Source organism: Streptomyces sp. NPDC054932, assembly GCF_053610205.1.
This window is the reverse complement of record NZ_JBSGXU010000052.1, coordinates 1-14,356: the sequence shown is the minus strand read 5'-3', so window position 1 is coordinate 14,356 and position 14,356 is coordinate 1. Positions and strand designations below refer to the sequence as shown.

Annotated in this window: 3 protein-coding genes; all 3 read right to left on the bottom strand. The window is 73.3% G+C overall.

Annotated features, from left to right (window positions below):
- Positions 1 to 158 precede the first annotated feature (158 nt).
- Complete coding sequence (locus ACWGE1_RS16735; protein ID WP_453421247.1) at positions 159 to 1,859, bottom strand: ABC transporter ATP-binding protein; 1,701 nt, start codon at positions 1,857 to 1,859, stop codon at positions 159 to 161.
- Positions 1,846 to 12,795 carry an amino acid adenylation domain-containing protein gene (locus ACWGE1_RS16730; protein WP_453421246.1) on the bottom strand — a complete coding sequence of 3,650 codons (10,950 nt, stop codon included), beginning with the start codon at positions 12,793 to 12,795 and terminating at the stop codon, positions 1,846 to 1,848. The genes ACWGE1_RS16735 and ACWGE1_RS16730 overlap by 14 nt, the downstream gene beginning before the upstream one ends.
- A 57-nt stretch (positions 12,796 to 12,852) precedes the next feature.
- Positions 12,853 to 14,356: ABC transporter ATP-binding protein (locus ACWGE1_RS16725; RefSeq protein ID WP_453421245.1), on the bottom strand; the 1,504-nt coding region annotated here is incomplete at its 5' end.

The following is a 14,356-nucleotide window of genomic DNA, read 5'->3' as shown; positions in this document are numbered from 1 at the left end:
GCGCCCGGAGGGCGTGGCCCGCGGCGTCCGGCGCGGTGCATCGCAAGGCGGAGAGCCGCAGCTCGTACCTGTTCGTACTCGCGCGCTTCGACAACGCGGCGAGGTGCCGTGCCGGGCGTCGCGGGCCAGGCGGGACCTTGCGGACACCCCCTAAGGGGTCAACGGGCCACCGCCAGGCAGTAGTCCTCGTCACCGGCGAGGAGGTTGCGGTGGGTGTCCTCGGCGGTGATCACGCCGTCGTCCAGGACGAGCACCCGGTCGGCGGCGTCCAGGAGGGCCGGGCTGCTGGTGATCACGACAGTGGTGCGGCCCCGTCGCAGCTCGGCGATGTTGCGCGCGATGAGCTGCTCGGTGACCGCGTCGACGGCCGTGGTCGGATCGTGCAGGACGAGGATGTCGGTGTCGGCGGCCAGGGCGCGGGCCAGGGACAGCCGTTGGCGCTGCCCGCCGGAGAGGTTCGCGCCGCGGTCGCGGACGCCGTGGTCGAGCCCCTCGCGGTGGAGGGCGACGACGTCGGTCAGCAGGGACGCCTCGACGGCCTCGGCGACCGTTTGGCTGGTGCCCGACGGGTCGATGTTCGTACGGAGGGTGCCCGCGAAGATCTCCCCGTCGTACGGGTTCACCAGCATGTGTTCGCGGACCGCCTCGATCGACAGGGCGGCGAGCTCCTCGCCGCTGAGCCGCACCACGCCCTCGTACTCGTGGGGCGGGACCCGCATGGCCAGGATCGCGGCGAGGTCGGCCGCCGCGCGCGGCTGGTAGGCGGCGATCGCCACGAACTCCCCCGCGGGCACCTGGAACTTCAGCGCGCGCAGCCCCCCGTGCCGGACGCAGTCGACCTCCAGGCCGCCGCCCGCGGCCGGGCGCTCCGGCCCCGGGACCGAGACCGGTGGCGCGACCAGCACCAGCGCCATCCGCTCGGCCGACGCGCGGGCCATCATCACGTACTTGGGCATGTCCGAGAACATCTTCAGTGGTTCCATGATGAATTGGGCGAGGCCCACGGCCATGACGAGCTCCCCGACGGTGATGCGGCCGTCGAAGGCGAGCCAGCCCGCCGTCAGGGTCACCGCCGCGGCGAGGGCCGCGTTGAGGGCCGTCGCGGTGCCCGCGTAGGCGCCGTTGACCCCGGCCACGGTGATCGCCTGGTGCTTGGCCTCCGTGCTGACCCTCCGGTAGGACCGGAAGGCCGCGTGGTTGCCGCCGAAGCCGTGCAGCGGGCGCAGGCCGGTGATCAGGTCGGCGACCTTGGCGCCCGCCCGGGCCACCCGGGCCTGCTGTTCGCGGGTACTGGAGCCGATCCGCCGGGACATCACGCTGAGGACGGACAGGATCAGGGCGGTTCCCACGATCACCAGCAGGCCGAGCCGGATGTCGGCCAGTCCCAGCGCGACCGCCGCGACCAGTACCGCGACCAGGGAGCTGATCAGCAGCGGCACCACCTCGATGATGTCGGCCGTCTGGTCGGCGTCCTCGGTGGCGATGGTCAGCACCTCGCCGGACTTGAGGCCGGCGTCCCTGGCGACCGGTTCGAGTCCGCAGTCGGCCACCTTCACCCGCCAGCGGTGCGCCTCGGTCGTGTTGGCCTTCTGCAGGATGCGCATGCCGAACCGCCAGGACAGCGACACGGTCGTGATGATCACGGCCAGTGCGCCGATCGACAGGGCGAGCGCACCGGGGCTGCGGTCCTGCATCGTGTGCTCGACGATCAGGCCGAGCGCGATGGGGAAGGCGGTCTCACCGGCCTGGTAGAGGCCCATGAGGACGGTGCCCCAGGTCATGGCGCCGATGTTGCGGCGCAGGGCGGCCTTGAGGATGTCGGACCCCGGTCGGGGCCGCTGCGTGTCAGGAGTTTTCATCGAGGTGGCGGGCAATCATTTCCGGGGTTCGCAGGGTGAACAGGTCACGGACCGTGATCACTGGACCGTACTCCCGGCGGAGCAGGCCGATCAGCCGCACCGCCAGCATCGAGTGCCCTCCGAGGGACACGAAATCGCTCAACGCGCTCACCTCGTCGTCGTCCAGGTCGAGCGCTTCGGCGAAGAACTCGCACACCACGGTCTCGGTCCCGGTCTGCGGGCCGCGTTCTCCCGCCGTGGTCAGTGTGCCGAGCGGCCTGGCCTCCGGCAGGGCCTTGGTGTCCGCCTTGCCGTTCACGGTCAGCGGGATGCGGTCGACCTGGGCGTAGTGCGTCGGGCGCAGGAAGTCCGGCAGTCCGGCGCCCACCTCGGCGGCGACCGCCGCGAGGTCCGGGCCGTCCGAGCCGCCAGGGCCGCCGGGGCCGCCGAGTACGAGGTAGGCGGCGAGCCGGTACGCGCCGTCGACCTGCGGGTCCGGTTGGGCGACCGCGGCGGCGAACCGCACCGCCGGGTGCGCGGCGAACGCGGCTTCCACCTCTCCCGGTTCGACGCGGTGCCCGCGGATCTTGACCTGCTGGTCGGTGCGGCCCAGGTACATCAGGTTCCCGTCGGGCCGCCGCAGCACCAGGTCGCCGGTACGGTACATGCGTTCGCCGGGTGCGCCGAACGGGCAGGCGACGAACCGGTCCGCCGTCTGCGCGGGCTGCCCGAGGTAGCCGCGCGCGATGCCGATGCCCGCCACGTACAGCTCGCCGGGAACGCCGTCCGGCAGCGGCCGCAGCCACGGGTCCAGGACGTACACGTCCGTGTTGTCGATGGCCACGCCCACCACCGGGTCCTGGCATTCGAAGGTGCCGACGCCCAGGGTGTTGATGGTGTACTCGGTGGGTCCGTACAGGTTGTAGCCGACGGTCCCCTCGGTCTCGGCGAGCCGCTGCCACAGGGTCGGGGTGACGGCCTCGCCGCCCAGCAGCACCAGCGCCGGCCGCCGCTCGGGGTTGTCGAGCAGGCCCTCGGCCACCAGCTGCTGCGCGTAGGTCGGGGTCACGTTGATGACGTCGATCCCGTGCTCCAGGCAGTACTCGACCAGGCGGGGGGCGTCGCGGCGCAGTTCCTCGTCGCAGATGTGCACCTCGTGGCCGTCGGCGAGCCAGAGCAGTTCCTCCCACGACATGTCGAAGGCGAACGACACGGTGTGGGCGATGCGGAAGACCCGGTGGTCGTGCTCCGCCAGCACCGGCTCGAAGATCCGGCGCTGGTGGTTGATCAGCATGTTGGTGAGCCCGGCGTACTCGGTCACCACGCCCTTGGGCCGTCCGGTCGATCCGGAGGTGTAGATCGTGTACGCGGGGTGGCGCAGGCGGTCCGGGTCGTCCGGCGCGAACGTCGCGTACGGCTCGGCCTCGGGGAGGGGATGGTCCAGCTCGATCAGGTCGCCGGTCAGCCGGGGCGCGACGGCGCTCACGGTGAGGATCGTGTCGGGGCGGGCGTCGGCGACGATGGCGGCGATCCGCTCGTCCGGGTGGTCCAGCTCCAGCGGCACGTACGCGGCGCCCACGCGCAGGACGGCGAACAGCGCCACGATGGAGTCGAGGGAGCGCGGGACGGCGAGCGCCACCGTTCGCTCGGGGCCGATGCCGCGCCCGGCGAGCACGCCGGCCACCGCGCGGCTGCGGTCCCGGAGTTCCCCGAAGGTCATGGTCCGGCCGTGGGCGACGAGCGCGACCCGCTGCGGGTCCCGGTCGGCGGCCCGGTCGAAGCGGTCGACGACGGTGTCCGTGCCGACGTCCGTGCGTTCGGCGGGCTCGGGCTCGGGGCCCGGGCCCGGCAGTGCGCCCACCGGTCCGGTCCACCGGGCCAGGTCCCCGAGAACGTTCAGGTAGTCGTCGAGGAGCCCGCTCGCGGCCCCGGTGTCGTGGTCGCGGTACTCGAGCTTGACGGTGAGCCGGTCGCCGGGCGTGACGACCCAGGTGAACGGGTAGTGCGTGGAGTCGTCGGCCCGTACCGCCGTGATGCCGTGCCGGGCGTTCATCTCGGCGAACGCGTCCATGTCCAGGAAGTTCTGGAGCACGAACAGGTTGTCGAACAGGGTGTCGTGTCCGCCGGCCCGCTGGATCTCGCCGAGCCCGAGGTGCTCGTGCTCCATCGCCTCGACCCGGGCCGCCTGTACGGCCGTCAGGTAGTCCCGGACCGTGTCGTCCGGCCGGGCCCTCGTCCACATGGGCACCGTGTTGAGCAGCACGCCGACGACGTCGGACAGGCCCTCGCCCTCGCGGCCGGAGACGGTCACGCCGAATACGGCGTCGGCGCGGCCGGTGCGCGCGCCGAGCAGGAGGCCGAACGCACCGGTCAGCACCGAGTTCAGCGTGACGCCGTACGTCCGGGCCGCTTCCCGCAGCAGTTCGGACCGTTCGGCGGAGAGCGTGTGCACGAGGGTGCGCGGCAGGTCGTCGACCAGGGCCGGCGCCGGTCCGGCGAGCAGCGTCGGGCCGGGGAGGCCGTTCAGGTGCTGCGCCCAGAAGCGCTCCGAGACGGCCGGGTCTTTGGCGTCGAGCGCCCGTGCGTGGTCCTCGAAGCCCGGAGTCGCCGGGGTCGCGGGCGTCAACCCGCCCGCGAGGGCGGCCTCGTAGGCGTCGAACAGGTCCCGCAGCACGATCTCGCGGGACCAGCCGTCCCACAGCAGCAGGTGGTAGCTGAGCAGCAGGCCGTCGCGGTCGCCGGGCAGCCGCACCACGGTCAGGCGGATCAGCGGCGGCTCGCCCGGGTCGAAGCCGGTGTCGCGGTCCCGGGCGAGCAGGGCGTCGACCTCGGCGTCCGTCGCGAGGTCGACCGTGCGGACACCGACCCGCCGGCCCGCGCCGAGGATCTGGACTGCCTTGCCGTCGTCGTCGGTGGTGAAGCCGGCGCCCACGACCGGGTGCCGGGCGATCACCCATGCCATCGCCTCGGCCAGCGCGTCGGTGTCCAGGCGCCGGTCGAAGGTGAACCAGCTCTGCGCGACGTAGTGTCCGGCCGGTCCCGCCATCTGGGCCTGGAAGAACAGGCCCCGCTGGAGCGGGGTGACCGGTGCGGTGCGTTCGGCCGTCGCGGAGGCGTCCGCGATCCGCTGCAGTGCGGCGAGCCAGTGCCCGGTGATCTCGTCGGGTATGCCCTCGGCGAGGGTGAAGACCGCGTGCAGGCTTCCGGTGGCCGCGTCGGTCCAGGCGTTGACCTCGACGGCGTACGGGCTGCCCTGGTCGGCGCCGGTGATGTGGAGCGCCTGTGACTCGCCGCCCCGGCCGAGGTAGTTGAACAGCACCTGCGGGCGGGCGGTCAGCAGCGGGGCCGTCTGCGGGTTGAGGTACCTGAGCCGCCCGTACGCGACGTGCGCGCTCTCGTCCGGCTGGCGTTCGGCGACCTCGCGGGCGGCCGCGACGGGGTCGGTGTGCGCCGTGAGCCGTACCGGGGCGATGGAGGTGAACCAGCCGACCGTACGGGTGTAGTCGTGGTGTTCGTGCGCCGGGACCCGGCCGTGCCGCTCCAGCTCGACGGCCAGGTCGGTGGGCGAGGGCTGGATGTGGGTCAGGGCGGTGCGCAGCGCGCCGCACAGCAGCTCGGTGAGGCCGATGCCGAGGGCGGCGGGTGCGGTGCGGGTCACCTGGTCGCTGACCGCGGGCGGGAGCACGACCGTGGTCTCGCGCGGCCGCTCGGCCGCGGGCAGCAGCGGGGGCGCCTGCAGGGTGGTGATCCAGTGCCCGAGGCCGTCGATCCCGTGGGCGGAGCGCTGGGCCAGTGCCCGGGCGTACTCGGCGTAGGAGGTGGTCGGCGGTGCGAGCGGGGTCCCGCGCAGGGCGGCCGCGATGTCGTCGAGCAGGACCAGCCAGGACACGGCGTCGACGGCGAGGTGGTGTGCGGTGACCACGAGTGTCCGGCTCTCCTCCAGCCACGAGAAGGCGATGACCTCCCCGGCCTCGGGGTCGAGCCGTCCGGCGGCTTCGTTCGCCGCGGTCGTCGCGTCGGCGGCGTCGCTCCGTACGACGGTGACCGCGCGGGCGGGTTCGGTGCGCAGGGCCCACACCCCGTGCTCGACGAGCAGGCGTATCCGCAGGGCCGGGTGCGCGGCGACGACGGTGTTCGCGGCGCGCTCGGCGTCGGCGAGGCCGATGCCCTCGGCTGCGGCCACGGCCCGGGCCTGGGCGAACCGGGCGAGGGATCCGCCGAGTTCGCGCCGGCGCAGGATGATCGGTGTCGGCGTCAGCGGGCCGTCCTCGCGGGGTGCGGGTGCGGCGGGGGCCGCGACCTGCGGGGTGCTCGTCGCCAGGTGCTCGGCGAGCGCACGCGGTGTCCTGAGCAGGAACACGTCCCGCGGGGCGATCGCGAGGCCGAGGGCCCTGGCCCGGTTGACGACGGTGATGGCGAGGATGCTGTCGCCGCCGGCCCGGAAGAAGTCGGTGTCGCCGTCCAGGGCGGTGCCGGGCAGGGTCTCGCCGAAGATGTCGATCAGTGCGGCGAGCGCGGGGCCGGTCGCGGTCACCGGGGCGGTGTGTACTGCGGCGCGTTCGGTCAGGGCCCTGCGGTCCAGTTTGCCGTTGACGGTCAGCGGCAGCGCGTCCACGGGCAGGACCAGGCCGGGCACCATGTGGACGGGCAGTTTCGTGGACAGGAGGCCGGTGACGGCGCCGGCGTCGAGGGGAGTCCGGCCCACGACGTGCGCGACCAGGTGGTCGCCGCTGTCGGCCACGGTGACGGCCGCGTCGACCACGCCGTCGAGTTCCCTGATCGCGGACTCGACCTCGCCGAGCTCGATGCGGAAGCCCTTGAGCTGCACCTGGTCGTCGGCGCGGCCGGTGAACTCCAGCTCGCCGTCGAGCGTTCGGCGGGCGAGGTCGCCCGTGTGGTACATGCGGGAGCCGTCGCCCGCGAACGGGTCGGCGACGAACCGGCCCGCCGTGAGGGACGGCCGGCCCAGGTAGCCGAGGGAGACCTGGTCGCCTGCGACGTAGATGGCGCCCACCCGGCCGGGCGGGACGGGTCGGAGCCGCTCGTCGAGCAGGTGGGTGACCAGGCCGGGGATCGGGCGTCCGATCGGGCTGACGTCGTGGCCGGGCCGGAAGTCCTCCTCGGTCAGGACCCGGTGGGTGACGTGCACGGTGGTCTCGGTGATGCCGTACATGTTGACCAGCTCGGGCGAGGCCGTGCCGTGCCGCTCGACCCAGCCGCGCAGCCGCCCGGGATCCAGGGCCTCGCCGCCGAAGATGATCCGGCGCAGGGCGGTGACCGGCTCGCCGGCGTGCCGGTCGGCCTCGATGAACTGGTAGAAGGCCGACGGGGTCTGGTTGAGGACGGTCACCCGGCGCTCGCGCACCAGGCGGTGGAAGTCGACCGGGGAGCGGGTCAGCCCGTACTCCGGCACGAGCAGTTCGGCGCCGTGGACCAGGGCGCCCCACAGTTCCCACACCGCGAAGTCGAAGGAGTACGAGTGGAACTGGACCCACACGTCGTGCGGGCCGAAGTCCATGTCGGCGCGGGTGTTCGCGAGGAGGGCGACCACGCTGGAGTGCGGGACGACGACGCCCTTCGGCCTTCCGGTCGATCCCGAGGTGTAGATCACGTAGGCGGGGTCGTGCCGGTCGGCCCGGGGGCCGGCGGCGTCCGGGGGGCCCGGCGTCGGCGGCTCGTCCTCCTGGACGAGCACGCGGGCCGGTACGCCCGCCCGGGCCAGCAGCCGCGTGAAGCGGTCCCGGTGCTCCCGGTCGACGAGCACGACCTGGGGAGCCGCGTCGGTGAGGACGTACTCCAGCCGTTCGTCCGGGTACGCCAGGTCCAGCGGTACGTAGGCACCGCCCGCGGTGACGATCGCGACCAGGGCGACGACCTGTTCGAGGGAGCGCGGCACGGCGACGGCGACCCGTTCGCCGGGCCGGACCCCGGCGGCCCGCAGCGTGGCGGCCAGCTGGTCCTTCGCATCGGCGAGTTCGCCGTACGTCAGTGACCGGGTGCTGCCGTCGAGGGCGCACCGGGTGACGGCGGTGGCGGCCGGATCGCGCTGCGCGGCGGCGTCGAACAGTGCGTCGAGGGTCGTCGGGGTGATCCGCGCGGGAGGCCGGGCGCCCGTGGGTGCCAGGTCGCCGACGAGGGCGTCGGGGCGGGTGAGCAGGCCGGTGAGGGTACGGGTGAACGTGTGCAGGATCTCGCGGGCGCCCGCCTCCCGCAGCAGCGCGCCGTCGTGGATCAGGTTGAAGCGCGGACGGCCGTCGGGTGCCCGCTCCACCACGAGCGTCAGCGGGTAGTGCGGGGCGCCCTCGTTCACGATGCCGGTGATGGCGAGGGTGTCCTCGGGCCTGCGCAGAGCGGCCGCGTCGGTCGCCACGTCGAACACCACCAGGGTGTCGAAGAGGGGGCCGGCGCCGCTGTGGCGGCTGATGCGCGCCAGCGACACGTGCTGGTGCGGGAGCACCGTGCTCTGGTGTTCGCGCACCGAGGCGAGCAGGTCGCGCGCCGTGGTGCCGGCGTCCCACCGGGCGCGCACGGGGATCGTGTTGATGAAGAGACCCACCATGTCCCCGATGCCCGGCACGTCCGCGTCGCGGCCGGACACCGTGGAGCCGAAGACGACGTCCCTGCCGTGCAGGATGCCTCCCAGCGTCAGCGCCCAGGCGCTGTGCACGGCCACGCTCAGCGGCGCACCGGCGGACCGGGCGGCCTCGTCGATGTCGCCCTCCGGGAGGACGGCGGTGTCGGCGAACCGGTCGGAGGGCGTGTGCCCCTCGGCGACCAGCGAGGGGCCGGGCAGCCCGGCGAGCTCCTCGCGCCACACCCGGTCGCTCTCGGCCTCGTCGCGTCCGGCGAGCCAGCGCACGTAGTCGCTGAAGCCGCCGAGCGGGTACACGGTCCCCGGTGCGTGGTACTCGGTCAGCAGCGCTCGGAGCATCGGCGGCACCGACCAGCCGTCGGCGATGATGTGGTGCACGGTCTGCACCAGGACGCTGCGGCCGGAGCCCGTGCGGATCAGCGTGTACCGCATCAGCGGGCCGGTGGCCAGGTCGAAGCCGGCACGACGGTCGCGCTCGGCGTGCTCGCGGATCTCGTCGTCGGTGATGCCGGGGCGGTCCAGCGTGGTGAACGGTGCCTCCACCCCGCTCTCCAGTACGGAGACCACCCGGCCGTCGGCGAGGGCCACGAACCGCGCGGCCAGGTTGGGGAACAGCGTGAGCAGCCGGGTGGCGGCCGCGGCGAGCCGGTCGGCGTCCACCTCTCCTTCCAGGGTGAGCAGTTGCTGCTCGACGTAACTGCCCGCGGAGTCGTCGTCGAAGACCGAGTGGAAGTACAGGCCCTCCTGGAGCGGGGTCAGCGGCAGGACGTCCCGCAGGGCGGGGCCGTCCAGCTCGTCGACATCGGCCTGGGTGAGCGCCGCGAGGCCGAAGTCGCTGGGTGAGTGGCCGCCCCGGTCGAGTGCGGCGAGTTCCGCCAGGCCGGACAGGGCCTGGCGGAAGTACCGGCCGATGGTCTCGATGTCCTCGTCGGCGAACAGCCCGTCGGGCCAGGAGAGGGTGGTGACCAGTTCGTACGCGCCGCCGGCCGAGGCGGGTTCGGCGATCGCGTTGAACTCCAGGGCGCGCGGCAGACACATCCTCGGGTCGCGCTTCTCGCCCAACTGCGTGGTGCTGCCCGTGAGTTCCCAGTCACCGGACGCGCCCGCGTCGAAGCGGCCCAGGTAGTTGAACAGCACCTGCGGGGCGGGTGCGGTGAACTCGGCGCCGGCCAGGTGGCGCAGGGCGCCGTAGGAGATGCCGTTGCTCGGCACCCGGGCGAGGTCTTCCTTGACCGCCTTGAGGGCACGGGCCAGGTACTCGGGGTCGGTGAGGTCGGCCGACCCGCCGGGGTCGACGGTCACCGGGAACAGGGTGGTGAACCAGCCTACGGTCCGCGACAGTTCGGGTTCGAAGCCGGCGGAGTCCGCCACGTACCGTCCTTCGCGGCCGTGGCCCTCCAGCTCGATGTGCGCGAACGTCTGCTCCTGTCCGAGGTCGCGGCGCCACCGGGCGAGCGTGACGGCGAGCGCGGTGAGCAGTACGTCGTTGACGCCCGCGTGGAACCTCGCGGGGACCTCGCCGAGCAGTGCGGCCGTGGTCCCGGGGTCAACGCGGACGGTCGTCGTGCGCTCCCGCGCGACGGTGTCGGCCGGGGACAGAGCGCGCCGGCCCAGCGGTGCGTCGTCCCCCGGCAGGGCGCGCCGGAAGTGGGCGCGGTCCGCGTCGAAGCCCGCGCGCGCCAGCAGCTGGGTCCAGCGGCGGAACGACGTGCCCACCGGCGGCAGGTCGATCGGCGCGCCCGAGACGTGCCAGCGCCATGCGGTGGAGAGGTCCTCCATCAGGATCCGCCAGGACACTCCGTCGATCACCACGTGGTGGGCGACCAGGACGAGCTGGCGCTCCTCGCGGCGCCAGACGGCGCGCAGCATCGCGCCGCCCTCCGGGTCCAGGGAGCCGGTGGCGAGCTCGACGCACTCGTCGAGCGGCCGGTCGCTCTCCTGCCAGCCCGCGACGGCCCGGTCCGCCTCCGGGATCTCGAAGCTCCAGCGGTCGCCGCGCACCAGCTTGGCGCGCAGCATGTCGTGGCGGGCGATCACGGCGGTGAGGATCGCGTCGAGCGCGTCGGCGGTCAGGTCCTCCGGCGTGTTGAGCACCACCGACTGCACGAAGCCGTCGACGGCATCGGTGGTCTCGCCGAGCCACTGCACGATGGGCGGTCCCACGACGGCGCCGGTGGCGACATCGCCGTGGTCCACGGCGGCGGCCTCCCGGTCGGCGACCGCCGCGAGCGCGCCCACGACGCTGTTGGTGAAGATCTGGCGGGCGGTGACGTGGAGGCCGGCCTCCCGCAGGGCGCTGAGCAGGGAGATCGCCAGGATGCTGTCCCCGCCGAGCTGGAAGAAGTCCTGGTCGACGCCGACCGTGTCCCGCCGCAGCACGGCCGCGACCGCCGCGCACACGACGCGCTCGTTCTCCGTGACGGGCGGGGCCGTTGCGCCCGCGCCGGTCGCGGGCTCCGGCAGGGCGCCCCGGTCGAGCTTGCCGTTCGCGGTGAGCGGGAACTCCTTCATCACGACGATGTGGGCGGGCACCATGTACTCCACCATGTGACCGGTGGCCCACTGCCTGACCTCGTCCGCGCGCAGGTCCTCGCTCCCCGCGGCGGGGATCACGTACCCCACGAGGTAGGTGCCGCCCGCGGCGTTCTTCTTCGCGACGACGCAGGTGTGCCGTACCGCGGGGTGCTCGGCGAGACCGACCTCGACGTCCTCGATCTCCAGCCGCATGCCACGGATCTTGATCTGGTTGTCGGCGCGTCCGAGGAAGTCGAGGGACCCGTCGGGGGCGAAGCGGGCGAGGTCACCGGTCCGGTACAGCCGGGAGCCGTCCGCGGCGAAGGGGTTCGCGACGAACCGCGAGGCCGTCAGGCCGGGCGCGCCGACGTAGCCGCGCCCGAGCAGGAAGCCTCCTACGTACAGCTCGCCGCCGACGCCGACCGGGACCGGGCGCAGCTCGTCGTCCAGGACGTACAGCTGGGTGTTGGGGTTGGCCTTGCCGATCGATGTCGACAGGCGTTCCGCCGCGCCCCGGTAGATGACGTGCGAGACGCCGATCGTCGTCTCGGCCGGGCCGTAGCCGTGGTACATGGGTATGTCGAGCCGGGTGCGGAAGCGCTCGTACAGCTCGGGGGTCAGGACTTCGCCGCCGCACCACACGTGCCGCAGGCTGTCCAGCCGTCCGGAGTCGCCCGCGATCTCCAGCAGGACGTCCAGCATGGACGACACCAGGTAGGTGAAGGTGACGCGCTGCTCGGCGATCACGCTCAGCAGGTGGTGCGGGTCGCGTTCGCCGCCGGGCCGCAGGACCACCAGTCTGCCGCCGCACACCAGAGGCAGGAAGATCTCGTTGATGGAGATGTCGAAGGACAACGGCGCCTTGAACAGCGACGCGTCGTCGTGACCGAAGCCCAGGATCTCGTCGACCTGCCACAGCAGGCGCTCGCTGATGGCCTCGTGGCGGATCATCGCGCCCTTGGGCCGGCCGGTCGAACCGGACGTGAAGATCACGTAGGCCAGCGCGTCGCCGGGGACGGTGATTGCGGTCCCCTCGCCGGGGTTCGAGCCGAACCGCCAGTCGCCGAGGTCGACGGGCACGGCCTCCGGTTCGTCCGGGGCGTGTTCGCCCGAGGCGTTCAGCTGCAGGACGACGCGGGCGTCGGCGATGACGACGGACCGGCGCGCGGCCGGCCACTGCGGGTCGAGCGGTACGAAGGCGGCCCCCGCCCGGAGCACGCCGAGCAGGCCGATCACCATGGCGGCGGAGCGGTCCAGCGAGATGGCGACGACCTGTTCGGCGGTGATTCCGCGTTCGATCAGGTGGTGGGCCAGCTGGCCCGAGAGCTCGGCCGCCTGACGGTAGGTCAGCGTACGGTGCTCGTCGACGACGGCGACGGCGTCCGGCCGCAGGCGCGCCTGCTCGCAGAACATCTCCACGATGGTCGGCCGGACCCGGTCGGCCCCGGTGTCGTTCCACTCGGCCAGGGTCGCGAGCCTCGCCGCGATGCCGGACGGGCCGATGGTGGAGAGGGGACGGTCCGGGAAGTCGGCCAGGTCGTCCAGCGCGAGCTGCGCATCGGCCGGTACGACGCCTTCGGGGACGGTGATGCTCCGGCCGTCCCCGGTGTCCGCGCCGACCTCCCAGCCGACCGGCCCGGCGCCACCGTTGTCCGCCCAGCCGAGGACGTCGGCGAACAGCGTGCCGGGGGTGAGCTCCAGGCCGTCGGGGCTGTGGCCCGTCGCCCAGTACGCGAGCCCGATGGCGCACGCCCGGGCGACGGCCGCGTCGGAGTAGCAGCCGGACCGCCGGCGCACTTCGGCCAGGCGTGTGCGGGAGAGCAGCACGAGACGAGCGGTCGATTCCGTCATCGAAGGCTCAGCGTCCCTTCCAGATCGATAAGTTGACCCAACCGAAAAATGGGCCGGCTAGCTGCCTTCGCGCCAGGCCCGCCACAGTCGCGCGTAGCGGCCGCCCAGGGCCACCAGCTCCTCGTGCGTCCCCTGCTCCACGACGCGTCCCGCGTCCAGTACGGCGATCCGGTCCGCCGCCATCGCCTGCGTCAGCCGGTGTGCCACGAACAGCGTGGTCCGGCCCGCGCACGCGGCCCGTACGGCCCGCTCCAGCTCGGCCGCGCCCTCGCTGCCCGCCTCCGCCGTCGACTCGTCGAGGACCACGACCGGCGTCCGGCCCAGCACCAGCCGGGCCAGTGCGATGTGGGCGACCTTGGTGACGTCCAGCCGTTCGCCGCCCTCGCCGACCGGGGTGTTCACCCCGTCGGGCAGTGCGTCGACCCATCCGTCGGCGCCGACCGTGCGCAGGGCGTCCATCAGCTCGGCGTCGGTCGCCTCCGGTGCGGCGAGCCGCAGGTCCTCGCAGAGCGGACCGGAGAACACGTGCGTCTCCTGCGTCAGGATGCTCACCAGGGCCCGCGCCCCGGCCTCGTCCAGGTCCGCGAGGTCGGTGGACCCTATGCGCACCGATCCGGCCTGCGGGGTGCCGATGCCCGCGATCAGCGCGGCCAGGGTCGACTTGCCCGCGCCCGTCGCCCCGACCAGGGCGAGCGAACCGCCGGCCGGGATCGTCAGACCGACATCGCGGACGACCGGTCCCTCGGAGTCGGGATAGCGGAAGGTCAGCCCCTCGACCTCGACGGCCACCGGGTGCGGCCCGTCCTGCGCCCGCTCCGCGGCCAGGGCGCCCACCAGCCGGTCCTCCGCGTCCTCCTCCAGCACTCCGACCAGGCGGGTCAGGCTCGCGCCCGACTTCTGCGCCTCGTCGAAGGTGAACATGATGGAGCCGAGCGGGGTGAAGAGCCGGTGGAACAGCAGCGGGGCCGCGGACACCTCGCCCAGGCTGGCGGCGTCGGCCTCCAGCAGGGCGTACCCCACCACGATGATCAGGACCAGCCCGATGAACTCGGCCCGGTTCTCCCTGCCGACGAACCGGCCGAAGAGCCGGAACACCTCGATGCCGAGTTCGCGCACCCTCCACGACTCGTGGGTGACCTTCTCGCGGACGGCTCCTTCCAGGCGGTACGCCCGGACCGTGTCGATCCCGTTCAGGCCGCTGATCAGGGCCTGCGCACGGTCGGCCTGGGCCGCCCGCTGCCTCTGGTAGAGCGGGGCGGAGCGGGGGAGGTACCAGCGCAGGGCCAGCCCGTACGCGGGCAGCGCGCAGGCGCCGGCCAGACCGAGCCGCCAGTCGAGGCCGAACATGCCGATCGTGGCGATGACCACGAGCACGCCCGCCGAGAAGACGGTGGGGACGGCCGTTCTGATGCCCTTGGACAGTACGGCCACGTCGTCGCCGACCCTGGAGAGCACGTCGCCCCGGCCGACCTGCTCGATCCGTGCGCTCGGCATCCCCAGCACCGCCCGCACTCCTCCATCGCCCAGCCGGGCGAGCAGGTCCCCGCCGAGGCGCCCGAAG

Excerpts from the sequence above, each read along its gene's own strand:
- ACWGE1_RS16730 (WP_453421246.1), bottom strand. The coding sequence starts at position 12,795 with ATGACGGAATCGACCGCTCGTCTCGTGCTGCTCTCCCGCACACGCCTG.
- ACWGE1_RS16735 (WP_453421247.1), bottom strand. The coding sequence starts at position 1,859 with ATGAAAACTCCTGACACGCAGCGGCCCCGACCGGGGTCCGACATCCTC.